The 25,558-nt window shown below is 39.3% G+C and carries 25 protein-coding genes; 16 read left to right on the plus strand and 9 right to left on the minus strand.

The genetic code is table 11. From position 1 onward, the window contains the following. Window positions 1–345 (minus strand): sulfite exporter TauE/SafE family protein (locus tag ACE1CC_RS20045; RefSeq protein ID WP_459563887.1); only part of this gene is annotated, 345 nt, incomplete at its 3' end. A 641-nt stretch (window positions 346–986) separates the two neighbouring features. Continuing rightward, a complete protein-coding gene (locus tag ACE1CC_RS20050; RefSeq protein ID WP_413272204.1) occupies window positions 987–1,181 on the minus strand; it encodes a hypothetical protein in 195 nt (64 codons plus the stop codon). 442 nt (window positions 1,182–1,623) lie between these two features. Between ACE1CC_RS20050 and ACE1CC_RS20055 the strand changes: the two genes are divergently transcribed. Further along, window positions 1,624–2,421, plus strand: coding sequence for a sulfite exporter TauE/SafE family protein (locus ACE1CC_RS20055; RefSeq protein ID WP_413272205.1), 798 nt, complete (start codon window positions 1,624–1,626; stop codon window positions 2,419–2,421). Here ACE1CC_RS20055 and ACE1CC_RS20060 read toward each other — a convergent pair. After that, a complete protein-coding gene (locus tag ACE1CC_RS20060; RefSeq protein WP_413272206.1) occupies window positions 2,418–3,080 on the minus strand; it encodes a cadmium resistance transporter in 663 nt (220 codons plus the stop codon). The two genes, ACE1CC_RS20055 and ACE1CC_RS20060, sit on opposite strands and share 4 nt — an antisense overlap. Before the next feature lie 67 nt (window positions 3,081–3,147). Between ACE1CC_RS20060 and ACE1CC_RS20065 the strand changes: the two genes are divergently transcribed. The 15 genes from ACE1CC_RS20065 (at window position 3,148) to cysE (ending at window position 19,083) form a co-directional block, all read left to right on the plus strand. Beyond that, the gene (locus ACE1CC_RS20065) at window positions 3,148–3,843 is read left to right on the plus strand and encodes a cadmium resistance transporter (protein ID WP_413272207.1); all 696 of its coding nucleotides are present in this window, start codon (window positions 3,148–3,150) and stop codon (window positions 3,841–3,843) included. Window positions 3,844–4,093: 250 nt separating this feature from the next. Continuing rightward, window positions 4,094–5,257: an FMNH2-dependent alkanesulfonate monooxygenase gene (ssuD, locus tag ACE1CC_RS20070; protein ID WP_413272208.1), complete on the plus strand. Its 1,164-nt coding sequence runs from the start codon at window positions 4,094–4,096 to the stop codon at window positions 5,255–5,257. A gap of 18 nt (window positions 5,258–5,275) precedes the next feature. Next, the gene (locus ACE1CC_RS20075) at window positions 5,276–5,902 is read left to right on the plus strand and encodes a beta-class carbonic anhydrase (protein ID WP_413272209.1); all 627 of its coding nucleotides are present in this window, start codon (window positions 5,276–5,278) and stop codon (window positions 5,900–5,902) included. 37 nt (window positions 5,903–5,939) lie between these two features. After that, window positions 5,940–6,491, plus strand: coding sequence for an NADPH-dependent FMN reductase (gene ssuE, locus ACE1CC_RS20080; protein WP_413272210.1), 552 nt, complete (start codon window positions 5,940–5,942; stop codon window positions 6,489–6,491). A gap of 107 nt (window positions 6,492–6,598) precedes the next feature. Further along, window positions 6,599–6,805, plus strand: coding sequence for a hypothetical protein (locus ACE1CC_RS20085; RefSeq protein WP_413272211.1), 207 nt, complete (start codon window positions 6,599–6,601; stop codon window positions 6,803–6,805). 5 nt (window positions 6,806–6,810) lie between these two features. Beyond that, window positions 6,811–7,140 carry a divalent-cation tolerance protein CutA gene (gene cutA, locus ACE1CC_RS20090; protein ID WP_413272212.1) on the plus strand — a complete coding sequence of 110 codons (330 nt, stop codon included), beginning with the start codon at window positions 6,811–6,813 and terminating at the stop codon, window positions 7,138–7,140. A gap of 31 nt (window positions 7,141–7,171) precedes the next feature. Beyond that, on the plus strand, window positions 7,172–8,386 hold the full coding sequence (locus ACE1CC_RS20095) for an MFS transporter (protein WP_413272213.1): 1,215 nt from the start codon (window positions 7,172–7,174) through the stop codon (window positions 8,384–8,386). A 243-nt stretch (window positions 8,387–8,629) separates the two neighbouring features. Beyond that, window positions 8,630–9,703, plus strand: a complete 1,074-nt coding sequence (locus tag ACE1CC_RS20100) for a sulfonate ABC transporter substrate-binding protein (RefSeq protein ID WP_413272214.1) — start codon at window positions 8,630–8,632, stop codon at window positions 9,701–9,703. A gap of 5 nt (window positions 9,704–9,708) precedes the next feature. Further along, window positions 9,709–11,439, plus strand: coding sequence for a fumarate reductase/succinate dehydrogenase flavoprotein subunit (locus tag ACE1CC_RS20105; RefSeq protein ID WP_459563888.1), 1,731 nt, complete (start codon window positions 9,709–9,711; stop codon window positions 11,437–11,439). A gap of 121 nt (window positions 11,440–11,560) precedes the next feature. Beyond that, window positions 11,561–11,788, plus strand: a complete 228-nt coding sequence (locus ACE1CC_RS20110; protein ID WP_413272216.1) for a 4Fe-4S dicluster domain-containing protein — start codon at window positions 11,561–11,563, stop codon at window positions 11,786–11,788. Between the two features lie 10 nt (window positions 11,789–11,798). Next, window positions 11,799–12,767: a HEAT repeat domain-containing protein gene (locus ACE1CC_RS20115; protein ID WP_413272217.1), complete on the plus strand. Its 969-nt coding sequence runs from the start codon at window positions 11,799–11,801 to the stop codon at window positions 12,765–12,767. Between the two features lie 372 nt (window positions 12,768–13,139). Then, window positions 13,140–14,207 (plus strand): NADH:flavin oxidoreductase/NADH oxidase, encoded by a 1,068-nt coding sequence (locus ACE1CC_RS20120; protein ID WP_413272218.1) that lies wholly within the window; start codon window positions 13,140–13,142, stop codon window positions 14,205–14,207. 524 nt (window positions 14,208–14,731) lie between these two features. Further along, complete coding sequence (locus tag ACE1CC_RS20125) at window positions 14,732–16,180, plus strand: family 2B encapsulin nanocompartment shell protein (RefSeq protein ID WP_413272219.1); 1,449 nt, start codon at window positions 14,732–14,734, stop codon at window positions 16,178–16,180. Then, window positions 16,155–17,954, plus strand: a complete 1,800-nt coding sequence (locus ACE1CC_RS20130) for a SufS family cysteine desulfurase (RefSeq protein WP_413272220.1) — start codon at window positions 16,155–16,157, stop codon at window positions 17,952–17,954. The genes ACE1CC_RS20125 and ACE1CC_RS20130 overlap by 26 nt, the downstream gene beginning before the upstream one ends. A 391-nt stretch (window positions 17,955–18,345) precedes the next feature. After that, window positions 18,346–19,083, plus strand: coding sequence for a serine O-acetyltransferase (cysE, locus tag ACE1CC_RS20135; protein ID WP_413272227.1), 738 nt, complete (start codon window positions 18,346–18,348; stop codon window positions 19,081–19,083). Between the two features lie 36 nt (window positions 19,084–19,119). On the opposite strand, the gene ACE1CC_RS20140 is transcribed toward cysE, so the two are convergent. The 6 genes from ACE1CC_RS20140 to ACE1CC_RS20165 form a co-directional block, all read right to left on the minus strand. After that, window positions 19,120–19,941, minus strand: coding sequence for an NADPH-dependent oxidoreductase (locus ACE1CC_RS20140; RefSeq protein ID WP_413272221.1), 822 nt, complete (start codon window positions 19,939–19,941; stop codon window positions 19,120–19,122). Between the two features lie 135 nt (window positions 19,942–20,076). Further along, window positions 20,077–20,643, minus strand: coding sequence for an NADPH-dependent FMN reductase (gene ssuE / locus ACE1CC_RS20145; RefSeq protein ID WP_413272222.1), 567 nt, complete (start codon window positions 20,641–20,643; stop codon window positions 20,077–20,079). Between the two features lie 72 nt (window positions 20,644–20,715). Continuing rightward, window positions 20,716–21,528 carry an aliphatic sulfonate ABC transporter permease SsuC gene (ssuC, locus tag ACE1CC_RS20150; RefSeq protein ID WP_413272223.1) on the minus strand — a complete coding sequence of 271 codons (813 nt, stop codon included), beginning with the start codon at window positions 21,526–21,528 and terminating at the stop codon, window positions 20,716–20,718. A 110-nt stretch (window positions 21,529–21,638) separates the two neighbouring features. Further along, a complete protein-coding gene (locus tag ACE1CC_RS20155; protein ID WP_413272224.1) occupies window positions 21,639–22,775 on the minus strand; it encodes an aliphatic sulfonate ABC transporter substrate-binding protein in 1,137 nt (378 codons plus the stop codon). 125 nt (window positions 22,776–22,900) lie between these two features. After that, complete coding sequence (locus ACE1CC_RS20160) at window positions 22,901–24,088, minus strand: acyl-CoA dehydrogenase family protein (RefSeq protein WP_413272225.1); 1,188 nt, start codon at window positions 24,086–24,088, stop codon at window positions 22,901–22,903. A gap of 145 nt (window positions 24,089–24,233) precedes the next feature. Beyond that, on the minus strand, window positions 24,234–25,010 hold the full coding sequence (locus ACE1CC_RS20165; RefSeq protein WP_413272226.1) for an ATP-binding cassette domain-containing protein: 777 nt from the start codon (window positions 25,008–25,010) through the stop codon (window positions 24,234–24,236). Window positions 25,011–25,558: the final 548 nt, after the last annotated feature.

Below are 25,558 nucleotides of genomic sequence, written 5' to 3' on the forward strand. Positions count from 1 at the left end.
AGCTGAATACAGTAGAACAACTGCTAAGACAATAGTTAGTGCTTTAACAGAAATAAAAGCAGCAATTATGGCACCCATTAATGCTCCCATTGTTGTTGCTACTTCTAAAAACATTCCTAACCGTAAATTAGTGAAACCTTGTTTAATATAAGCAGATGCTGCACCAGATGAAGTAGCAATTACGGAAACTAAAGAAGCGCCAACAGCATAGCGAATATCAACTCCAAATACTGAAGTTAACAAGGGAACAATAACTACGCCACCGCCTAAGCCAGTCAGCGCCCCCACAAAGCCAGCAGTAAATGAACCTATCCAAACTAATGAAGTAAATTCCCAAATATTCAATGTTTGCACCTCTTTTTTATATGTTTTTACTACTTAGCCATATCAGCTTTAGATGTTTCAACAATATCTGTAAAGCCATATACGCCTTAAGTTAACTCCAGCTTGTTCACTTCAGCTACTACATAAATAGTAATAGTTGTATTAACTATTCTAGTAATGGCTAGAGTGAACCCCTTATATCTATTAATATAGAGGTTTCAGTATTATCCTTTATGGATAAAGCTTGCATTTGGCAATTACTCCTTCGCCTATATATCCTGTCTAACGATAGATGTATTTTCATTGAACTTAAGCATTCTCCATGAATAAAGATAGTAAATTAATCTTGAGTAAAAATCAAGGGAATTACTAATTAGATTTATGTTTTTTTTACTATTATTAAAATCCGATAATATTACCAATTTAGTAATATATAACCTAAATTTATGCCTTACTGTTTTTTTTGTCAACTTTGTTACATTATTGCTTTTTGAGAAGTAAACATCTTCTCTCGGTTAGCTTTCCCAGAGTTAGGTTTGATAAGGCAACTTTATAATCTAGCTGTATCACGTTTTCAGTATTTTGCCATCTAGATAAAAATAAAAAAAAGAGGTTATTGCCCAATTAATAACCTCAAAATCGATTATTGAACTGTACAATATCTAATCAATCAGTTGGGGAGTAGGAGTTTGGGCATTAATATCTGCTTGAAATAAGTTAGGAATCATCCAGCTAATTTCACCTGCTTTAAAGACCTTTGCAGGAACGAGATCAAATTCAACTGCACCTCTGGCTGGATTGGTTCTAATAATTGATTGCGTTCCATCTACAAACTTAACTGCAACGGGTTCGGTCAAGGTTTGTGTTTCGCCACTCAGACCGAAAAATACTTGAGTTCCCGCAGGTAAATAATAGCCATCGCAATCCCAATCATCATCTGTTTCCTTTCCCGCAGCTAAGTAATATAGCAGCTAAATCAATAAAATCAAACATTCTTATTTGTTGAATTAATAACTTTAAGTGATTAATTATTCAATTGAATATTAAGAACTAAATTGCTGCTTACCTAATTTACAAGGCTTTTGGGCGATTCTGTATAGGCAGATACTACGATCTATAGCTTTTTGGTAATACTTCCGATAAAATACGGTAAGTCGATCGAATTAACGGAGTTAATTCAATAAGCTGAAGAGAGTTGCAAATGAGCCGAGTCTTAGTGCAAGATAATCGATCGCAAAGATTAGGTAAAGTTATCGGCAACTGTAGTTTCGGAGGTTATATTAGGAGTAGGGGAGTTATATGAGTTATTTATTACTAACACCACTGAGTTTTATAGTAGGCATCTTGGTCGGATTGACAGGGATTGGCGGCGCATCGTTGATTACACCAATGTTGATTTTCCTGTTTCAAGTGCCGCCTGCGATCGCAGTTAGTTCTGATGTCGTAGCTGCTACGTTAATGAAAGTAATTGGTAGCGTTAAACATTGGCAGCAAAAAACTCTTGATTGTGAAGTAGTCAAATGGTTAGCCTTGGGAAGTGTACCTGGGTCACTTTCTGGAATCGGACTTTTATATTTACTCAGACAAATTGAAGGTTTAAATTTAGATACTATTTTACTTCGCTTAATTGGCACCATGATGGTGTTAGTTACTTTTTCCGCAATAACACAATCATTACTAAAATTTTTTCTGCCCCAATTAAATTTACCTTCTCCACCCAAGTTTGATTTAACAACTAATTCGGGTCGGTTATTAACAATGGGAATTGGAGCAGTTTTAGGTTGTTTAGTTGGGTTAACTAGTGTAGCTTCCGGTTCAATGTTTGCGCTGGCATTAATTACTTTTTTCCGCCTTGATTCTCAAAAATTAGTTGGTACAGATATTTCTCAAGCTTCTATTCTCTTAACGTTTACTTCAATGGGACACTTAGGTTTAGGAACAGTCGATTGGAATTTAGTTTTGCCAATTTGGTTAGGTACAGTACCGGGGGTTTTGGTTGGTGCAAAACTTTGCAAACTCACGCCCCAACCTGCACTACGTTTGATTATTTATAGCATTTTAACAATGGCTAGTTGGAAACTAATTAATCAAGCTTAATTGAATGCCGAGCGCAACAGTTCAAAAGTTCCTCTTTCGTACATAATAAATAAACCCAACCCAATTAAGACAAAAGGTACGATCGGCTTACCATAGCGACTTAACAAATAAGCAATATTAGGATGCAGAGTTAATGAGTAAGCGATTCCACACCAAACGCCTACCATGATAAAAAATACTCCCAAAATTACTAGTAAATCATTAAGATTTTGACCAGCAAATAAGGGAATATAAATACTAATATTGTCACCTCCATTAGCAATTGTGATTGCAGCTACTTGATAAGTCTTTGGATTGAAAATACTAAAAATAAAAGCTATGAGTGAGTTACTGGGTAAGTTTTGTTGAAAGTCGTTACTTACACTTTGTACTTGTGTATCATCCTTTTCGCGATCGATTAATTGCTTAATTCCAATAGCTATAGGTAGTAATCCCAACAAACCAATCCATTCCTGCTTTACTACCAAACCACCAAAATATCCTGGTAGACTGGCAGCAACTAGAATTGCAAAACCAAGATATTGACCAATAAAGATGTTTCGCCGCCGAAAATTTTCGCCTACTTGTGATAACAATAGTAAAAGAATAATGATATCATCAATATTCGTTGCTGCAAAAGCGATGATTCCTTCAGCAATAGCTGTTCCTGTACCAGTCATGTTGATTTATGAAAGAAGTTCCTTTTAATATTAATATTAATTTGGCAATAAATAAGGAATTGTAGCAATGAGTGGGTTAGTAACGGCGATTACTACAGGTGTAACAGCATTCTCTGCTACTAATATAGATGACTTAGCTATTCTGTTGTTATTGTTTTCTCAGAAAAACTCATCATTTCGCTACCAACAAGTTCTTTTTGGTCAATACCTTGGCTTCACAATATTAGTAATTACTAGTTTACCAGGTTTTTTGGGCGGGTTGGTTATTCCCCAGGATGCGATCGGGTTATTAGGTTTCATTCCTATCATTCTTGGTCTTGATCGCCTATTAAATAAAAAAAATGAATTGTCAAAAGTAGAATTATCCACAGAATTAAATGTGAATTCTATTCTAAGTAACTTGATTTCTCCTCAAACTTATACTATAGCAGCACTTACAGTGGCTAACGGAACAGATAATATTAGTGTTTATGTGCCTTTATTTGCTCACAGTTCTCCCACAAACCTGTTAGTAATTTTCAGCATATTTTATTGTTTAGTAGGAGTTTGGTGCTATACAGCCCAAAAACTAACAGATAATTTAATTGTTAATAATTTACTAAATTCGTACAGTAGTAATTTTGTAGGTTTCTTCCTCATAGGAATAGGTATTTTTATTGTTTTAGATAGTCAATCATTGAATTTTACTAAGCTGTTTTTTAGTTGTCTTTGTCTGGTAGTTTTAGTTAGAAAAGAGCCAGAAAATGATGAGTTACTTGGTTAATTGAAATAGAGAGCGCAGACCTAGACGATCGCAGTTCCCACCAAAGCAAAAAAAATCCCAGATTTTGTATAAAAAGAACTTGTCTAGTTATGGTGAGTGTGACATACTGCTAGTCTAAGGCATAAAACCACGTAAATCGATTGAGTTACCGTATTTTATGTTCGGCATTGGCTATGTTCTAGTTGTTTGGTAGTTGTCTGCACGTCTGCCAAGTTGTACAAACATCAGAAAAAAAGGAGGATTTCACTCGATGCAAGTTCTTTGGTTTATCCCTACACATGGGGATGGTCGTTATTTAGCTACATCTTTTGGTGGACGCGCAGTTAGCTTTCCTTATTTGCGTCAAATTGCTCAAGCTGTTGATAATTTAGGTTACACGGGGGCGTTGTTACCGACTGGTCGTTCTTGTGAGGATGCTTGGATTTTGGCATCTAGCTTAGTAACGCACACACAGCGGATGCGTTTTTTGGTGGCGGTTCGTCCGGGGTTGATGTCGCCTGGGGTGGCAGCGAGAATGGCAGCAACGTTCGATCGCATTTCTAACGGACGTTTATTAATTAATATTGTGACAGGCGGCGATCCTGTAGAATCAGCGGGAGATGGTTTGCATTTAAATCATGACGATCGCTACAGATTAACTGATGAATTTTTAACAGTATGGCGGCAAATTGCATCTGGAGAAGAAGCGAATTTTAAAGGAGATTATTTAGATATTCAAGGTGGTAAAATACTGTTTCCTGTAGTACAAAAACCTCATCCACCCTTATGGTTTGGCGGTTCTTCTCCTATTGCTCACGAAATTGCTGCCAAGCATATTGATGTTTATTTAACTTGGGGCGAACCACCTGCACAAGTAGCAGCAAAAATTGCTGATGTTAAGAGATTAGCAGAGGCACAAGGGAGAACAGTAAAATTTGGCATTCGCTTGCACGTCATTGTGCGAGAAAGGGAAAGCGAAGCTTGGGAGGCAGCAAATCAGCTGATTAAATATGTAGATGAAGATGCGATCGCTACTGCCCAAAAAGCGTTTTCTCGTATGGATTCCGAAGGACAAAAACGCATGACACAACTGCATAACGGTAGTCGTGAAACATTAGAAATTAGCCCTAACCTTTGGTCTGGAATTGGTTTAGTCAGAGGCGGTGCGGGAACTGCTTTAGTTGGCGATCCAGATACTGTTACAGCACGAATGTTGGAATATACAGACTTAGGAATTGATACTTTTGTTTTCTCTGGATATCCCCATTTAGAAGAAGCTTACCGAGTGGCAGAATTATTATTTCCTCGGTTGCCGTTAGACAATTTACCTAATGTTGAACAGCAGTTAGTTTTAAGCCCGTTTGGGGAAATTGTTGCTAACGAAAAATTCCCCAACCAGCAGTTAAAAGAAAGAGCGACAACTACGGTTGATTAACTACTTGGAGATTTTTTAATGTTACACCAGCAGATAGATCAAAAACTATCCGAAAAAGAAGCTTGGGCATTGCGAAGACAGTTAGGAATTCCTAACAATAAACGTTTGTGGGTATTAGCTTGTATGGATGAGCGTTTACCTGTAGAAAAAGCATTAGGAATTAGCGAAGGAGACGCTCATATTTTTCGCAATGCAGGGGGATTAGTAACTGATGATGCCATTCGTTCTGCAATGTTAACTACTCAGTTTTTTGGCACTAAAGAAATCATTGTAATTAATCATACTGAGTGTGGTATGATGACGGCTTCTGGAGATTTACTCAGTGAAATTTTGCTCAAAAGAGGGATTAATATAGATGAAGTTTCTATCGATCCAGCTTTACCAGAATTAAAATTGTCGAAAGGTGTATTTTCCAAATGGATCAAAACTTTTACTGATGTGGATGAAGTGTGCTTAAAACAGGTTGAATTGTTACAAAGTTCGCCGCTAATTCCCCAAGATGTTGTAGTTAACGGTTACATTTGGGAAGTAGAAACAAAAAGTTTGCGCCGTCCTTATCAACGTTTGAGTCAAAAGGTAAATACTGCGAAAGATATGGCTAATAAAACTACTGCAAATTCTCATCATACACCCCAAGCAGTTTGAAGTTTACATCAAAAATTTATCTTTAGGAGTTGTTGAAATGGCAAATATTTTAGCGATCGCAGGTAGCCCATCCCACCCATCTAGAACTTACAGTTTGGTGGAATATGCAACTAAATTATTGCAGCAACAAGGTTACAATATCGATATTATTTCTGTCCGCGACTTTCCCGCAGAAGATTTAGTATTTGGGCGCTATGATAGCCCGAATTTAGAACAACCAAAAGCGCTTTTAGAAAAAGCTCAAGGAGTAATTATCGCTACTCCAATTTATAAAGCAGCTTACACTGGTTTACTAAAATCTTTTTTGGATTTATTGCCACAGAAAGCGTTATTAGGTAAAATTATTTTACCCATTGCTACAGGCGGTACGATCGCTCACTTACTAGCAGTGGATTATGCCTTAAAACCAGTGTTAACTGAGTTAGGCGGACGACATATTCTCGGCGGCGTTTATGCTGTGGATAAACAAATTCAAAGACAACAGGATGGTAGTATTCAGCTTGACGAAGAAATTGCACAAAGGCTGCAACATTCATTAGATGATTTTGTCAAAGCTGTAGGTTCTCCCAAACAGTTGGTAAAGAATTAGCTCCAAATTAGCTAACCGTTTTGTAGTCGAACACTTACTAGTAGCAGATGTTTTTTCTCCTCTCAATCTGCTACTTTTTTCTTACTGAAATTAGGATGATAAGTAATATGTTTGATCATCTAGAACGGGAGTTAATGGAAGGCGAACCTTGGGCAAGTGGATTAGTTAATTCACCTGTCTGGAACCTGGAAATAGAGAAACAAGAAAATCAGCAAAAGATGAATATTGAATTAACCGCTAAACAGCCTGTTAATTCCTCGCAAAATCTTAATTATGCTAAATTTTGGTTGCCTGTGTTTAAGTTATTTTCCTGAAAGTTATGAAACTTTATTACGTCACACTCAATAACACCGATGAAGTTATGCAAATTGTGCGAGTTCTGCTAGAAGAAAAATTAGCAGTTTGTGTTAACTGGTTTGCCATTACCTGTGCCTATCGTTGGGAAGGTAAAATTGTTCAAGAACCGGAAATAGTTTTAATAATTAAAACTCAATCAAGTTATCGAGAAAGAATTGAAGAGGTCATTCGTAAACATATTTCCTACACCAATTTTATTGCTGAACTTACTCCTAGTGGTGTAAATAAAGAATTTTTGGATTGGTTAAATAAGGAAATACCAAACAATTCTTTGGTAGAATCAATAGGATAGAAAAGTTATATGTAAAAAACGCGAGAGTTTAGTGGCAAAGTTAGTGGCAGAAAAAGCAGATAGCCCAAGGATTTCGTTAATTTTGTTAGGGGCTATTTCCTTCATGGTGATCGCTGATATGCGAGTAATTGATCCCTTGCTGCGAGTGATTGCCAATGAGTTTGGTACAAGTGTAGGTTACACGGCAGTAATTATTTCAGCTTATACTATCCCTTATGGTTTGTTTCAATTAGTATATGGGCCTTTAGGCGATCGCATCGGCAAGCTAAAAGTGATGACTTTTGCGATCGCAATTTTTGCAGTTGGAACAGTAGCTTGTGCCTTTGTACCAAGTTTACCACTCCTAATTCTGCTGCGATTTTTGACCGGAATTTTTGCTGCGGGTATTATACCGCTTTCTTTAGCTTATATTGGCGACAATTTCCCCTACGCTGAACGTCAAACTGCGATCGGACGTTATTTAAGTTCGCTGATGCTTGGTCAAATTCTTAGTAGCAGTTTAGGCGGAATTTTTGGCGAATATCTCAGTTGGCGTGATATCTTTCTGCTGTTTGGAATAGCATCAATGGGGATAGCATTTATCTTTTGGCAAGGAACAAAACAGTATCATTTACAGCCAAAAAGTACAGAAGCAGAAAGCGGTTATGCTTTACTAAAACCTTACTGGCAACTGATTAATCAATCAGCCGTCCGTTTGGTAATTACTACAGTATTTATTGAAGGCTTCTTTCTATTTGGTAGCTATGCTTATATGGGAGCATTTATTCGCGATCGCTACCATTTACCATACATAACAATTGGTGTACTATTAAGTGGTTTTGGGATTGGTGGACTACTGTATAGTGCTTCTGTTAAATTGCTGGTGCGCCGTTTAGGGGAATCAGGTTTAGTTTTAGTTGGTGGATCGCTGGTATTTATCTGTTACTTATCCATCAGTTTATTTAAAAGTTGGTTGCTATTTATTCCCGGAACTATTTTCAGTGGATTAGGATTTTATATGTTCCACAGCACTTTACAAACTAGAGCCACAGAAATGTCTCCTGAATCACGAGGAACAGCCGTTTCTCTATTTGCATTTAATCTGTTTCTCGGTCAGGGAATTGGTGCTGCTGCGATCGGTCGAATTGTGGATAATTTCGGTTATATTCCTGCTTTTATCCTCTCTGGTACTGCGATCGTATTATTAGCAGTTTGGTTTGTAAATAAATCGCGCCATTTCAAGAATGAATATTGGCGATCGCATTAAAAAACGTACGTTGTTGCGCTTTAGCGCTCTTAGACAATGTTTGAAAAAGTCTATCGGTGGGGGTAGGGACACGGCATCATTAATATTTGCAACTTTTACGTTATCTTTATTCATGCCGTGTCCCTACTTGCATTTTGACTTAATTCATGTGATATTTTTATTGCAAGCTACGATATGTCTACCAGTTTACCGTAGTTTGCAAGAGACATAGAGTATTTTCCGATCGCAAAATTTAGAGGAGTTATGTTGTCTAACCTGCAAAAACCACGATGGTTGGGCATTGTGAGTAATTTGTTCTCAGTTTGGCAAAATCAGTCAGTTCGTACCTTTGCGCTGATGTTTTTCGTGGGATTCGCCGTGAGTTTAGCTATTTCGGCTTGTTCTTCTAACGCAAACATCAACACAGCCAATTCTCCCGCTGCCATTCCCAGCCCTACCACTAACCCTAGTGCTGAAGTTCGCATTGGCTACCAGAAAGCAGCAACGGTACTCAATGCCTTGAAAGGAAAAGGCGAATTAGAGAAAGCCTTGGCAACTTCCGGCGCAAGTGTAAAATGGACAGAATTTCCCGCAGGGCCACCGATGTTGGAAGCAATGAACGCCGGGAGCATTGATTTTGGCTACACTGGGGAAGCGCCACCTGTATTCGCCCAAGCCGCAGGTACTCCTTTAGTTTATGTTGCTTACGAACCTTTGGGGCCGAAAGCAGAAGCGATCGTTGTTCATAAAGATTCACCGATTAAAAGTGTCGCCGATCTTAAAGGTAAAAAAATTGCTTTTGCTAAGGGTTCTAACACTAATTACCTAGTAGTAAAAGCCTTAGAAAAAGCCGGATTAAAATATACTGATATCAAGCCAGCTTTTCTCACTCCTGCTGATGGTCGTGCTGCTTTTGAAGGTAAAAATGTAGATGCTTGGGCAGTTTGGGACCCTTACTTGGCAGTAGCAGAAAAAGCCATAGGCGCACGTATATTAACAGATGCAACTGACTTGGCACCAAATCGGGGTTATTATCTAGCATCCAAATCTTTTGTAGAAACTCGTCCTCAACAGTTAAAAATTGTTTTAGATGAAGTAACTAAAACCAGCGACTGGGCGAAGAGTAATCCATCAGAAGTAGCAAAATTTTTAGGGACTGAATTAGGCATCGATCCAGCTATTTTGGAAGTATCAGAAAAACGCAAAGAGTATGGTGTCTTGCCAATTACGGATGAAGTTATCGCTGGACAGCAACAAGTAGCTGACGCATTCCAAAAAATCAATCTGATCCCGAAACAAATAAACGTTAAAGAAATTGTTTGGAAAGACAACAAGTAATTGAAATGGAAACCAACATCAACACCCAATGGCTAAAAACTGATGTGTTAGTCATTGGGGGTGGGACAGCAGGAACAATGGCTGGGATTAAGGCAAAACAAGCTAATCCTAATGCCGAAGTGTTGATTTTAGAAAAGGCGAATATTCGCCGCAGTGGTGCGATCGCAATGGGAATGGATGGCGTAAATACAGCTGTAATTCCCGGTCATTCCACACCTGAACAATATGTCCGCGAAGTTACCCTAGCTAATGATGGCATTCTCAATCAAAAAGCAGTCTATCAAACTGGCAAATTAGGCTATGAAGTAATTCAAGAGTTGGAAAGTTGGGGGGTAAAATTCCAAAAAGACGCTGAAGGCAATTACGACTTAAAACAAGTCCATCGGGTAGGTAAATATGTTTTACCAATGCCAGAAGGTAAAGACTTAAAACCAATCTTAGCCCGACAAGTTAAACGCCACAAAGTTCAAGTGACTAACCGCGTCATGGCAACCCGTGTTTTAGTAACAGAAAACCGGGCTATTGGTGCCGTAGGATTTGATGTTAGAAACGGGGATTTTATCGTAATTCAAGCCAAAGCAGTTATCCTTTGTACGGGTGCTTGTGGACGTTTAGGACTTCCACTTTCTGGCTATCTTTACGGCACTTATGAAAATCCCACAAATGCCGGAGATGGGTATTCAATGGCGTATCATGCAGGGGCAGAATTAAGCAATATTGAATGCTTTCAAGTTAACCCGTTAATTAAAGATTATAACGGCCCTGCTTGTGCTTATGTTGCTGGGCCTTTTGGCGCTTATACAGCTAATGCTGAGGGATATCGCTTCATTAATTGCGATTATTGGAGTGGTCAAATGATGCTGGAAATTTGGAAAGAATTACACTCCGGCAAAGGGCCAATTTATTTAAAAATGACCCATTTAGATGAGGATACGATCGCCGAAATTGAATCGATTCTTTGGACAAACGAACGACCAAGTAGAGGTAGATTTCATGAAGGTAGAGGCGAAGATTACCGGACTCACGGTGTAGAAATGCACATTTCCGAAATAGGATTATGTAGCGGTCATAGTGCATCCGGTGTTTGGGTAAATGAAAAAGCAGAAACAACTGTACCTGGATTGTATGCTGCGGGAGATATGGCAAGCGTTCCTCATAATTATATGATTGGGGCATTTGTGTTTGGTAGAATTGCTGGAATTAACGCTATTGACTATATCCAAAATTTAGATTATCTTGAACCTAATGAAGATTTTTTAGAAGCTGAAAAACAGCGAATTTATGCTCCTTTAACTCGCCCTAATGGAATTCCTCATACTCAAGTTGAATATAAACTGCGGCGGTTAGTTAATGATTATTTGCAACCGCCAAAAGTGGGGAATAAAATGGAGATTGGTTTAAGCCATTTTCTGCGTTATCATGAAACTTTAGATTTGATGGGCGCACGCGATCCTCATGAACTAATGCGTTGTCAGGAAGTTCATTTTATTAGAGATTGTGCGGAAATGGCAGCCAGGGCTTCTTTGTATCGTCGAGAAACTCGCTGGGGTCTTTATCATTACCGTCTTGATTACCCGGAAAAAAACGATGATGAATGGTTTTGTCATGTTAATTTGAAAAAGGATGAATTAGGAGAAATGAAACTATTTAAGCGCCCAGTTGAGCCTTATATTGTGGATATTGATTTGCAAAAAGAAGTTTACAATGTAGCAGTGAGGTCAATACTGCTCGGTTAAGCAAATTAAACTCTGTAGGGGCGAAGCATTCGGGCAGAAAGTCTAGGGTTTAAGTAATAAATTGTTGCCCGAATGCTTCGCCCCTACCCAAAACCCGAGCAGTATTGGCAGTGAGGTAATTATGACTTTAATTAATCAAAGAGTTGATGCTCCGGTAATTGTAGATGAATCAAAATGTTTAGAAAAATGCACTGTTTGCATTGAAGCTTGTCCTTTGGATGTGTTAGCCAAAAATCCAGAAACAGGTAAAGCTTACATGAAATATGATGAATGTTGGTTTTGTTTACCCTGTGAAAAAGAATGTCCTACTAAGGCAATAACTGTGCAAATTCCCTTTTTGTTACGTTAGAGGAAGTAGAATGTCTGTAGATACGGATAATGAGTTAGAGGGATGGCTGGAAATGTTGCGATCGCCTAATTTAGACGATCGCTTAATAGCCGTGAAAAACTTACAATATTTGGCTGATGAAGCAGCAATCTCTAGCTTAATCATAGCGACAAAAGATGTAGATTTCACTGTACAAAAATTAGCGATAACTGCTCTCAAAGAGATTGGTAATTCGGTAGCTGTTCCCGCTTTATTAGAAACCCTGGTTTCACCAGATATAGAAATTCGGCTTGAAGCTTTAGCAGCTTTGAGCGAGTTAGTTTCAGCAGAACATTTATTGATTTTACTTGATGCGATTAAACGGGATAATGTCAACATTCGATTGAGTGTGTTGATTTTGTTAAGAAAAATCCATGATTCCCAATCTTTGCCATATATCATACCTTTCTTTCAAGCGAAAAACCCTGAGTTAAGGGAAGCTGCTGTTACTACGTTACGTTATCTTAACCAAGTAAAAGAATGTCCACTTGCGTTAGCTTTAATTAATGATTCAGCGGAAATTGTCCGGCGAGAAGCTGCTTTAACTTTAGGGCATTTAAAAGATGAAGAAGTGATCGATTTATTATGCGAATCTTTGACTAAAGATGCTGATTGGCAAGTGCGCCGGAATGCAGCTAAATCTTTAGGGATTCATTGTAATATAGCTGCTATTCCTGCTTTAGAAATTGCTTTAAAAGATGAACATTGGCAGATAAGGAAAGAAGCAGCTAAAGCTATTCAGCAAATCCCAGACGATCGCGCTTTACCTGCATTAATTAAAGCTTTGTCTGATCAGTATTCTGATGTTCGCAAAGAAAGTGCGATCGCTCTCGGTAATATAGGTAATACTCAAGCATTAAACGCACTCCAACAAGCTTTAGATGACCCTGATAAAGATGTTTCTATTTACTCACAACGAGCAATTCAAAAAATTCAGCAAGTAGGGAATAAGAATTTATGAATTTTTTGAACCGCAGAGGCGCAGAGAACGCAGAGAAAGAGTTGGGAGAGATTTTACACTTTTAGGGCTTACGCACTGAGATCCCCCAACCTCTTAAAAAAAGCGGCTTATAAGTTCCCCCCTTAAAAAGGGGGGTTAGGGGGGATCTAAATACTGCTCGGTTAAGGGTAGGGGCGAAGCATTCGGGTCAAAATTTATGGCTCAAAACCTAGATTTTCTGCCCGAATGCTTCGCCCCTACAGACCAAAAATTTGCTTAACCAAGCAGTATTGAGGGGATCTAGGTTTCAGGCAGAGAGTGCATAAATTAGAACTTTATAATTAAAGTTAGTTCATTTTTTGATAAAACTACTGAGGAGTAAAGGTTAAATATATGACAGATTTATTTACCCCACTAAACCAAAGAGGCGTGACTTTTCGCAACCGAATTGCTGTGTCGCCAATGTGTCAATATTCTAGTGTTGATGGCTATGCTAATGATTGGCATTTTATACATTTAGCCAGTCGTGCTGTTGGTGGTGCAGGATTAGTTTTTACTGAAGCAGCTGCGATCGAACCAAGAGGACGTATTAGCCCCCAAGATTTAGGAATTTGGACTGATCAACATATTGAAGGGTTAGCGAAAATTGTCTCTGGAATTGAACAATTTGGCGCAATAGCAGGTATTCAACTAGCTCATGCGGGGAGAAAAGCCAGCACTGCGACTCCTTGGGAAGGGGGAAAAGTTCTCGATGAAAATGAGGGTGGTTGGCGTTCTGTGGTGTCAGCTTCTGCGATCGCATTTGACGAAAATTACCACCTTCCCAAAGCATTAGATATTGCAGAAATTGAGCAAATAATTGATGCTTTCGTGCAAGCTACTAGACGTTCAGTAGAAGCAGGTTTTAAAGTAATTGAAATTCACGCAGCGCATGGTTACTTATTGCATCAATTTCTCTCACCTCTTTCTAACCATCGTCGAGATGAATATGGCGGAAGTTGGGAAAATCGGACTCGTTTAGTGCGAGAAATAGCAGAAAAATTGCGAGGAATTTTACCTGACAGTTATCCACTTTGGGTAAGAATTTCTGCTACTGATTGGTTAGAAAATGCTTGGGATATCGAACAGAGCATTGCTTTAGCCGACAAACTTAAATATTTGGGTGTAGATTTAATTGACTGTTCATCAGGAGGCATTTTACCCAATGTAAAACCTCCCACACATCCCGGTTATCAAGTTCCTTTTGCCGATCGAATTCGCCGCGAAGCCAATATCCCAACTGGAGCAGTAGGATTAATTACAGAACCAGAACAAGCCAACCAAATTATTCGTCAAGGTCAAGCAGATATAATATTATTAGGTCGTGAACTTTTGCGCGATCCCTATTGGCCTCATCGAGCCGCTAAACAGCTAGGAAAAGATAAAGTTTGGCCTGTACAATATAGCCGAGCTTGGATTTAAACAGGATATTTGATTAATTATTTACTTATAAATAATTAATCATACTAAATTTGGGTTAGCTGCCTCCTCCTCTTGATCTTCTTACACCTCTTTATTAGTGTCGGGAAATGCGATCGCGTTTTGCTAAACTCTAACGGCATCAATACGCTATCGTATCTATACACTATGCCCATGCTACGTGAACGTCATTCAAAGGAAAGAGGTAATTAACCCGAATTTAGTATCAAATCAGACTATATAACAGATATTTAAAGCAGTATTTGCTGTAAAAATAACTTTTACTAATACCTGATAATATTACTAATAAACTAAACAAAGAACGCCGATATGTTTACTGTATTTTTTAACTAAAAACTATTTTTTTAATTATTATTTTATATTTTAATTTAATAAATGGGTATAAACTCTTAAATGTAAGAAAAATAACAAACTTAGTTTCTGAAATAAGGTAAAAACAAGTTCTAGAACCTAAGTGCGAGCCTTTGTATTTTCGTAGATTTCCAGCCTAAAATGGCTGTATTACTATGGTCAACATCGCCACAAATCCCAACCACCGTCCGCAGCAAAGTATTGATATCAAAGCTGCCCGCAATCTAGCGATTACAACAAATACAATTCCCCAAATGGTGGGGATTACACCTCGTTGGTTGTTGCATTTTCTGCCTTGGGTGCAAGTACAATCAGGAACATATCGCGTCAATCGTACCAAAATTGTTCTCAAAGAAACCCCTAAAGTTCGCATTAATAATAGCAACGGAGTTTCTACAGTTGTCTTAGAAGATTTGCGGAAAATTCCGCTGTTTTCCTGCCTCGATCAATCGGAAACAGCAGCGATCGCCAACCGTTTCCAAACCCAAAATTTTGGGATTGGTGAATGCCTGATTTGTGAAGGTCAACCAGGAGACAAACTCTATATTGTAGTTGAAGGCAAATTAGAAGTTTTTACTGGTGGAGATCAAGGGGAAAATTTGCGCGTTGCTGTCTTGAGTGCAGGAGATTTCTTTGGGGAAACCAATCTTTATCAAGAAACAGCCAGCGAAGTCTGCATCCGCACCCTAAGTTCTTGTCGTTTATTGACTCTTGCTAAAGCCTGCTTCGATCAAATAGTGGCTCAATTTCCCACACTGCGAAACAACTTGCAGCAAAATATAGAAAATCGGCTGCGGTTAAAATCCCTTCTTAACCCATTTGGAGAAGAGAAAATTGCCCTCGCCGCCGACTATGAAGGCGAAGCTGATTTACCTGCTACGTTTGTAGACTACGAAATTGAACCGCAAGAGTATGATTTAAGTTTGGTGCAGACAATTTTGCGCGTTCACACTCGCGTCACTGATATTTACAACGAACCGATCGATCAGCTACGCGAACAGCTGCGTCTCTCAGTTGAAGGCATGAAAGAAAAGCAAGAATGGGAAATTATTAATAACCCAAACTTCGGTTTACTCAAAGCTGCTTCACCATTAATGCGCGTTCAGCCTCGTTATGGTGCGCCAACACCCGACGATCTCGATGAAATGATTACTCGCGTGTGGAAAAAACCTGCCTTCTTTTTAGCACATCCGAGAGCGATCGCAGCCTTTGGACGGGAATGCACTCGTCGCGGCGTACCACCAACAACCATCAATTTGTTCGGTTGTCCTTTCATTTGCTGGCGTGGTATTCCGATCGTACCTTGCGACAAACTAGAAGTACAAAACCGCACAGCCAATCCCCAAGGCCCCGGTAAAACCAATATCCTATTAGTAAGAGTAGGCGAAACAGAACAAGGTGTAGTTGGTTTGCATAAGATTGGCATTCCCGGCGAACAACTCCCAGGTTTATCTGTACGGTTTATGGGAATCAACACCCAGGCGGTAGCTTCTTACTTGATGACGCTATACTTCTCCTGTGCAGTCCTTACCGATGATGCTTTAGCCGTACTGGAAAACGTTGAAGTTGGATACTACCATGACTATCAATATTCAAGGGCTTAATGGTGAAAGCAACCATCCTTCGCCTAATGAGGGTAGTATGATGTTTGATCCGAGTGTTGTGGAAGCGATCGCAAATCAACTCTATACCGCTTTACCCCAGGAAGATACTAACCCCATCCCAGAAACTCCATCAGTAAGTCAAGCAACAACACCTAATCTAGGAAATCAAGCACCAAATCAAACTCTGAGTGAGGAAGCATTAACCGAAATCGCCAAACAGTTAAGTGCCCAAATGCTTCCGAATAACTTAGAGACTAGCTTAAAACAGGCATTTGCCCAACTGCAACTTACCTCTAATCGGGAAACTCCTGCTGCATTCTCTAGCGTTTCTTCCCCCAGCGATGCTTGGAATGTGGAAGCTTTGAAAGAGTATACCGAAATTTCTCCTGTTTCCCCCAGCGAAATTCCGGGTACGTCAATTGCCACTCCTCCAAAGCCTACTTCTATTTTCCCTGTTAGTCAGGTAGAATTGCAAAAAGCTTTCGATCGCGAAACACCTCAACCCTCTTTTTATTTCCTAGCTACCCCGGAGTTGGAAAATTTGGGGTTAAAGTCCGACGCACCTTTTGATGTTCAAGTTATCCGCAAGGATTTTCCCATTCTGCATCAAAAAGTAAACGGCAAACCCCTGATTTGGTTAGATAACGCCGCCACAACTCAAAAGCCGCAAAATGTGATTGATGCCCTTTCCCACTATTATCAGCAAGACAACTCTAACATTCATCGGGCTGCCCACACTTTAGCAGCAAGAGCAACAGATGCTTATGAAGCTGCTAGGGAAAAAGTACAACGGTTTCTAGGTGCAAGTTCCAGTTCCGAAATCATCTTTGTCCGGGGAACAACCGAAGCGATCAACTTAGTAGCCCAAACTTATGGTCGCAAAAACATCCGCGCCGGAGATGAAATCTTACTTTCCAATTTGGAACACCATGCTAATATTGTGCCTTGGCAAATGTTAGCACAGGAAACTGGAGCAATTATCAAAGTAATTCCGATAAGTGACAATGGCGAGGTTATTTTAGAAGAATATACCCGACTTTTAGGGCCACGCACTCGCATCGTTGGAATTACCCAGGTTTCTAACGCTTTGGGAACCATTCTCCCAGTGCGAGAAATGACAGAAATCGCCCATCGACATGGGGCACGAGTTCTGATTGATGGTGCTCAAGCTGTTTCCCATCAGCCTGTAAATGTGCAAGAATTAAACTGTGATTTTTACACTCTTTCTGGTCACAAACTCTTTGCACCAAATGGAATCGGAGTGCTTTACGCCAAACGAGAAATTCTGGAAGATTTACCTCCTTGGCAAGGTGGTGGTAGCATGATTCGTCATGTCACCTTTGAAAAAACCATTTATAGCGATCCACCAGCCAAATTTGAAGCCGGAACTCCGAATATTGCAGATGCAGTGGGGCTGGGTGCTGCGATCGACTATATCACACGCCTGGGAATGACCAACATCGAACGGTACGAACACCAACTTACCGAATATGCAATGCAACGCCTTGCAGAAATTCCCGGTTTACGTTTAATTGGTACAGCACCGCATAAAGTTAGCGTATTGTCCTTTCTTCTCAATGATATTCCCGTTGAAGAAGTAGGCAAACGCCTCGCCCAAGAAGGTATTGCTGTACGTGCTGGTCATCACTGCGCCCAACCCACCATGCAAAGGTATGGTATTACAGGTACAGTGCGCCCTTCCTTAGCCTTTTACAACACTTATCAAGAAATTGAAACTTTGGTAGAAGTTCTGCAAACAATTCGTTTCCGTTAATGAGAATTTCAGCACCTTAAACTTCTGGCAAAAGTCCAAAATCTAAGTTTCTCAGCCCAGACGAAACCTTTCATTTCTTCCCTCTGCGTCCTCTGCGTCTCTGCGGTAAAAAAAAATAAACCTCTTTCTCCAGCCCAAAATTTAGATGTTTTTGAAGATTTCTGGTGAGATGCGAAAATTCTGATTTTTAAACCACAGATGTCCACAGATAAACACAGATGCACACAGATGAATTGGCTGACTTTTGCCAGAGTTTTATTTAGCGATTAGGAGCGTAGTTGTGAAAAATTTTGAGTCTACAACTGAGGAAAATCGAAACAACGTAACAGCTAAACAGCTTGAATCTACTTTTTCTTTAGGAAGCAGTTTTCACCCGGTTAAAACTAACCCGATCGCTATTTTAAAGGCTGATTGGCAAGCCATTTTCCAACGCGATCCAGCTGCCCGTAACTGGTTGGAAGTGCTGTTTTGTTCTCCTGGATTGCAAGCTTTATCCTGTCATCGAATCGCCCATTGGTTACATAGTTTAGGCATTCCTGTTTTTCCGCGTTTTCTGTCTCAGTTAAGTCGCTTTTTTACCGGAATTGAAATTCATCCAGGTGCCAAAATTGGTAAAGGAGTGGTGATCGATCATGGTATGGGAGTTGTAATTGGTGAGACAGCAATTGTGGGTGACTATGCCTTAATTTATCAGGGGGTTACTCTCGGAGGAACCGGAAAAGAAAAAGGCAAACGCCACCCGACATTAGGTAATAATGTATTGGTGGGTGCAGGAGCAAAGTTATTAGGTAATATCCATATCGGCGATCACGTTCGCGTTGGTGCAGGTTCAGTGGTATTAAGGGATATTCCTAGCCATTGTACAGTAGTAGGAATTCCGGGACGGATTATCCATAATTCGAGAGCTAAAGAAGAATCACCATTGAATCAAAATTTACCCGATTTAGAAGCAGAAGTAATTCGTAATTTGTTTGAACGAATTAAAATTTTAGAGCAAGAAGTAGAGAATTTACAAACTCAATTACCTGTTACTTCTGCGGACGATCAGAAGCATCAAAAGCCTAAAGAAAATACATCTGTAGACCGCGATCAAATTATTACCGAATTTCTTGATGGTGCGGGGATTTAGGTGGTGGTTCACCGATTGAAATCAGCTAATCGACCGTTAATGCAGTGGAAAACCCAGGTTGTTGAGTGCCTCGCGCAAGCGATCGCGTCCCGACAAAGATTCACGAGTAGCCACCCGCTTGGATGAATGTTCCGACCAATCACCAGGGACATTCATCTTTTGTTCGGTGTAGAATGCTTTCATCACTTCGTTGTAACGAGCGATCGCCTCCTCCTGAGATGCCAGCTGATAAATTTCCCGATGCAGTACGGCTGGTTGCGGTAAACGCGGCTTAATCGCAGCCGCCTTTTCCAGATCGGGATAACCTACACACATCCCAAAAACTGCAAAGATATGAGGTGGCAAATTCAATACCTCTGCGACTTCCTCTGGACGGTTGCGTAATGCACCGATATACACTGTTCCTAAACCAAGAGACTCAGCCGCTACAGCTGCATTTTGCGCCGCTAACGCTGCATCAATGGTTGCCATAACAAACATCTCTAAATAGTCTAACCCCTCGTGAGGCAATCCTTGTGATTCGGCAACGTAAGTCAAGCGAGCCAAATCTGCTAACCAAACTAGAAATAGGGGACATTGCCGGATGTGTGCTTGATTTCCTGCTAGTTGTGATAATTTTTCCTTGCGCTCAACCGTTTCGACTGCAACTACACTCCAAGTCTGGAGATTAGACGAAGTAGCCGCAGATTGAGCCGCTGCCACTAAGATTTCTAGAGTTCCTGGTGGTAATGGATCGGTCAAATAAGCGCGAATCGATCGGTGAGAAAGCAGTGTGGTTAAAGAATCGTTCCAATTTGTATCAAAATCAAAATTTCTCTGACCGTAGCGCGAGTACAGTAATTCAGTTGGGTTAGTCATAGTAATGATTTGGTTAGTCTACTGAGATAAGAACACCAAGGGAGGTGGAACCTCCCTGATTCTCGTTCCCAGGTTGAACCTGGGAACGAACAATGGAGACTCTGCCTCTTGGTACAAGATCTGAGTCTATTTAGTTTAGCAAGCAGTAACTAATTCTTTGGTCGTTGCTTGTGAGTGCTTGACAGATTCAATAAGGTCATTGAGAGAAGCTTTTAACCTTTGGTGAATTTCTTTATCCAGATGTATACTACCATCTAAACATCGTCTAACTTGTTTATCTACTACATAAATACCATTTAAAATAAGTCTTTCATCTAATTCTGTTAATATTGGTTCTAACGCATAATCAACAGCTAACAAATGAGCGATCGTTCCCCCTGTCACCAAAGGTAGTATGTATTTTCCCAATAAAGCTTTTTGTGGTAATAAATCAAGAAAAGGTTTGAGTAAACCCGTGTAGGCAGATTTATAAATTTGGGTAGCAATAATAATGCCAGTTGCTTGTTCAATCAATTCTTTTGATTGTTCAAAAATATCATTATTAGAGCGCCCAAAAATTAAGTCTTCTTGGGGAAAATTGCGAACTGAAATAATATCAGTATGTAAACCTTTAGAGTTTAATAAGCTGCTGGCATATTCTACTAGAATGTGACTTCTAGAAAGATGAGACGGACTACCAGCGATCGCGACAATGTTGATCATGTATTAATCTCCTGATTTATACCGTTTTATAGTGGAGGAGCGATTTATTGCAAGTAAGTCAAAATAATTAAATCAGGCTTTTTGATAATTGGGATGCCATTGCAACCAGTAATTTTCCAAACCTCTGGCTAAAACATCAGCCAATTTGCCAAACAAGGCATACAATAAAATGCTCAAAACTACGACATCTGTTTGCATAAATTCCCTAGCATTCATCGCCATGTAACCGATACCGGAATCAGCTGCGATCGTTTCAGCTACAATTAAAGTAAGCCACATAATACCCAAAGAAAAACGTACCCCTACTAAAATGGAAGACATTGCACCCGGAAGAATGATTTTCCAAAATAAACCCCAAGCATTTAAACCATAAACTCTACCCATTTCAATCAATCCAGGATCGACATTGCGAATCCCGTGAAAAGTATTCAAATAAATGGGAAACATTACACCAAGAGAAACTAAAAATAATCTAGCTTCATCACCAATTCCAAACCAGAGAATTACTAATGGAATTAGAGCTAAGTTGGGGATATTGCGAAGCATTTGGATAGAAGTATCTAAGATCTTTTCTGATATTGGTGAAATACCATTAATTAACCCCAAAAGAAATCCAATACTTCCACCAAGCAGAAACCCTGTAATAGCCCTTTTTGCACTAATACCAATATTAGTAATCAGTTCCCCTGAAATCGCTAATCTAACAGCTGCATTTAGTACATCTAGAGGAGCAGGCAAAATTCGGGTAGGAATCCAACCAATATTAGAGAAATATTGCCAAAATGCAATTAGGAAAAAAGGTACCAGCCAAGGAATTATCAGTTGGATCTGAGGATTTTCAAGCAATTTTTGCAGAAGCGAATTTTTGAATTTTAGCTTGCCCATGAAACTAATTCTCCTAATTGTTGATAATAAATGATGTGTGACAAACTGCTGACTAGTACAATATGTTAGAAAGGTGCGATCGGCTTTTTAGCTAATTTTAAATTGCTCAATCATTTTTCTTGAGGTACACTAGCTAACACCTCTCTGGGCGTAAATTGAGCATACTCTTGAGGCGACAAAAAGCCTTCTCTAACATTAACTTGTTTGGGGATTAATCCTAGTTTGTACCACATATCCGCCACTTCTTGTTGCTTGGCAGTTACTTCTTCTGTAATTGGTTGTAATCCCCATTCAGTTTTTTTGTGCATTTCTACTAATGTAGGTGCATCCAATTGAGTTACAGGAGCAAGTATTTCTGCCATTTCTTGAGGGTGATCTTTAGACCAAATTTCGGCTTTTTGCAGTTCTTCCAAAAATATTTTAATAACTTCCGGGTTTGCTTGGTAAAACTGACGGCTGGTAGAGTAAAAGTTTCTTGTATCTCTTAGTTCACCGCCATCAAATAGAACCCGACCAACATTTTTTTGTACTGCTCTAGTAACAAAAGGTTCCCAAACAAACCAAGCATCTACTTTTCCTTGACTAAATGCTATGTTTGCATCTGGTGGAGGCAAGTAAACGGATTCTACATCAGTTAGTTTTAGACCTTCTTTTTCCACAGCTTTAACTAATAAATAGTGACCAATAGATGCTTTTTGAAAAGCAATTTTTTTGCCCTTTAAATCATTAATGCTTTTAGCTGGAGAGTTAGGTGGCACTAAAAGAGAAATTAGTTTACCATTCTTATGCGTAGTAGCTAAATAAACTAAAGGTGCTCCTGCTGCTTGAATAAAAATTGGCGGTGATTCTGCTGTGGAAGCAATGTCTAAATTACCTGTATTTATAGCTTCTAATTGTTGAGGCCCTGCGGCAAATTCTAGCCACTCTACTTTGTAACCCAAGGGTGACAATTTTTCAGACAAAGTTCCTTGTTTCTCTAGAACAGCTAAAGCAGTAAGTTGTTTTGAACGAACAATACGCACTACTTTATTAGTAGAAGTAGGAGTAGAAGCAGCAACAGGAGAAGAAGTAGGGTTAGAAGAAACAGGTGTGCTAGTTTGCGACTGAGACTGATTTTGGTTAGTTTTGGTACCACAACTCAGCAAACTTGTTGATAGTACCAAGCCATAACCAAGAGCAAACAATGAAGCGCGACGAGTAATCGGTTTTCGTTGCCAGGATGCCAATTTTTTTTGCCAATTTTGCATAGATAAAGTTTATTAACCTCAAAAAATTTGTTTGATATTAGTAAATAAGGTGGGATTTACCCACCTTACAAACAACCGAGGAGGGAAACTGAATCAGGTAAGCTGAATCAGTTAGGGAAACTTGTTTAGGAGTATTGAGTAACTGTTGGTAATTCTCTGTTAAGTACCCAATTTCCAATGTCTTTTAATTTGTAATCTACTGGATCGTGAAGGGTGAAAGTGCGTAAATCTCGCCAGTAGCGATCGAACCCATATTTAGTAGCAGTAGAACGGGTTCCCATTACCTCAAAAATGCGATTAGTAACATTCAATCCCACTTTTGTCGCAAATGCTTTAGCGGCGAAAACTGCGATCGCTACTTCTCCCCTTTCTTGAAGAGTCAAGTTAACATTTTTGTCCCAAGCTGCTTGCACTTTTACAGCTGCTTGATCTGCTAATGCGATCGCTGCTTTTAGTTCCGTCCATAATTCGCCATAATGATGCAAAATGTAAGGGTCTTCAGTTGCACTACTTACACCAGAAGTAACCCAAGGTTTACTAATATTTTTGGTGTAGTTTTTAGCAGCTTTAAATGCACCTTTGGCAATTCCCAAATAAACGTACACTTTCGTTAATTGGGCAATAATGCCAAGAAAAGTAGCGAAAGCATTATCTGGAGGATTATCTATCCCCAAAACTTCGTTTCTTTTCACCAAAACATTATGAAAAGTGAAAGTATCGCTATCAGTTCGCCGTTGCCCAAAATTATTCCAATCTTGCTGAGAAACTAACCCTTCTCTATCTTTAGGGATGACAAAAATTAATGGTACTTCTACACCATCTTGTAAAGCCGAAAATACTCGCAAATCTGCAACTGCTATGCCTGTACCAAAACTTTTTACTCCATTAACTCGAAAGTCTTCCCCATCAGGAATAATTTTTAGTCTGGTATCTCTGGTGTTAATCGCATTTGCCCAAAATAAATTATGAGCAGCGGTTTCTCGATAGTATCTTTCTTTTTGTTCAGAAGTTCCCGAAACATGAGCCAAAGCAACTAAATTTAAATGGTTGCCATACAATTGACCGATCGAACCATCAGCTTGGGAAAGTTGGAAGACAATTTTTAAAGCTTCTACCCAATTTCCGCCAATTCCACCGTATTCTTGAGGTACGACTAAAGGCAACAAACCACTTTTACACAATCGATTAATTTCATAATCAGGAAGTCCCGCTTGTGCATCTCGCGCCACTGCATTTTCTTGCAATTCTTGAGATAAGGAAGCAGCAACTTGAAACCAATCTTTTGTATCCTTGATTTCTAACAGTTGTACCAATGTATTTTCCTCCTACTTTTCACATAAATGAAGGATTAGGAAAAGATAAAGGATAAAATTTCCCGTGTTACTTTCATCCTTTATCCGTAAAGCTGCAAACATTAGCCCTTTTTCTTATTGCCAGTTGACAGATATTCCTCCGTTTTTAAGCTGAAATCTTATCTAAGTGATGCGATATCACATTTTCAGTACTCATCACTCGCTGTAAGATTTTATCTACAGTATGTGCAAAAATAGCATTTCCTCTTACTCTAGGACGTGGTAAAGAAATCGGCATATCCATTGCAATTTGACCATCTTCAATCAAAACTATTCGGTCTGCCAAAACTACAGCTTCTTCTACATCATGGGTGATTAATAAAGCTGTAAATTGCTTTTCTTGCCACAAATTTTCCAGCAATTGTTGCATCTCAATTCGAGTTAGTGCATCTAAAGCACCTAATGGTTCATCGAGAAGTAATAAACGCGGTTCACTTACTAATGCTCTAGCTAAAGCTACTCTTTGGCGCTGTCCTCCAGAAAGTACCGCAGGCCATTCTTTAGCACGTTCTTCTAACCCCACTGCACGGAGTAATTGCCAAGCATTTCTTCGTTCATAAATTGAAGAGCCAGTTAATCCTAGTTCTACATTTGTTAATACCTTTTGCCAAGGTAACAAACGCGCATCTTGAAACATCATCCGTACTGTTGGATCGATGTGATGGGATGGTTCATCATCCAAAATTACTTCACCGGAACTTGGAGAATCTAATCCAGCAATTAGACGTAACATTGTACTTTTTCCACAGCCGCTACGACCCACAATTGCAACAAATTCCCCCGGCATTACTTCTAAATTGATACCTCGTAATACTACTTCTTTTCCGAAAGATTTGTTCAGTCTTTTAAGTTTCAAATGAATGCCTTGAAATTCCGATTTCATTTTAGAACCCTCCCATAATTAATCCTGCACGAATTAAGCCAATTTCAAAGATGTCGATCGACTGAAATGAAAAACTGAGACTCTTCAATTTCAGGCGTAAATCAGATGTGAATGGCTGTCTTTTCGGTCTGTAAAGCTAAAAGCTTGATAACCTTTTTTCTCCAATGCTGTATAGTTCGGTGGTTTAGCCTTTGAACTAGCATTGCTTTAAACTACGGTAAGTCGGTAGACATATAGTAGTTTGTTTGATAAAAGCTAGTGTGTCATATTTATTTTGAAAATGCAAGTGTATTTTTCTAAAAAAATTACAGATGTGGTCGCTGAAAAATAAGCAGTACAAATCCTACCCATTAAGTAGAGTTTCCAGGGCAAAGATTACTAATTTAGTAATAATTAATTGCTTGAATAGTCAAGGGTAGGAGCGATCGCGTAGCGTACCCCTACAAAGCTAAAAATGAGTACGTTGTTGCGGAGGGTTAGCGAAAGGTATAAGATAGAAGACACCGCAACAAACTAACAAATAAAATTTTATGCGTAAAGTTTTTATT

Origin of the sequence: Floridaenema aerugineum BLCC-F46 (genome assembly GCF_041929345.1) — a bacterium.
In the GTDB taxonomy this organism is placed as follows: domain Bacteria; phylum Cyanobacteriota; class Cyanobacteriia; order Cyanobacteriales; family Aerosakkonemataceae; genus Floridanema; species Floridanema aerugineum.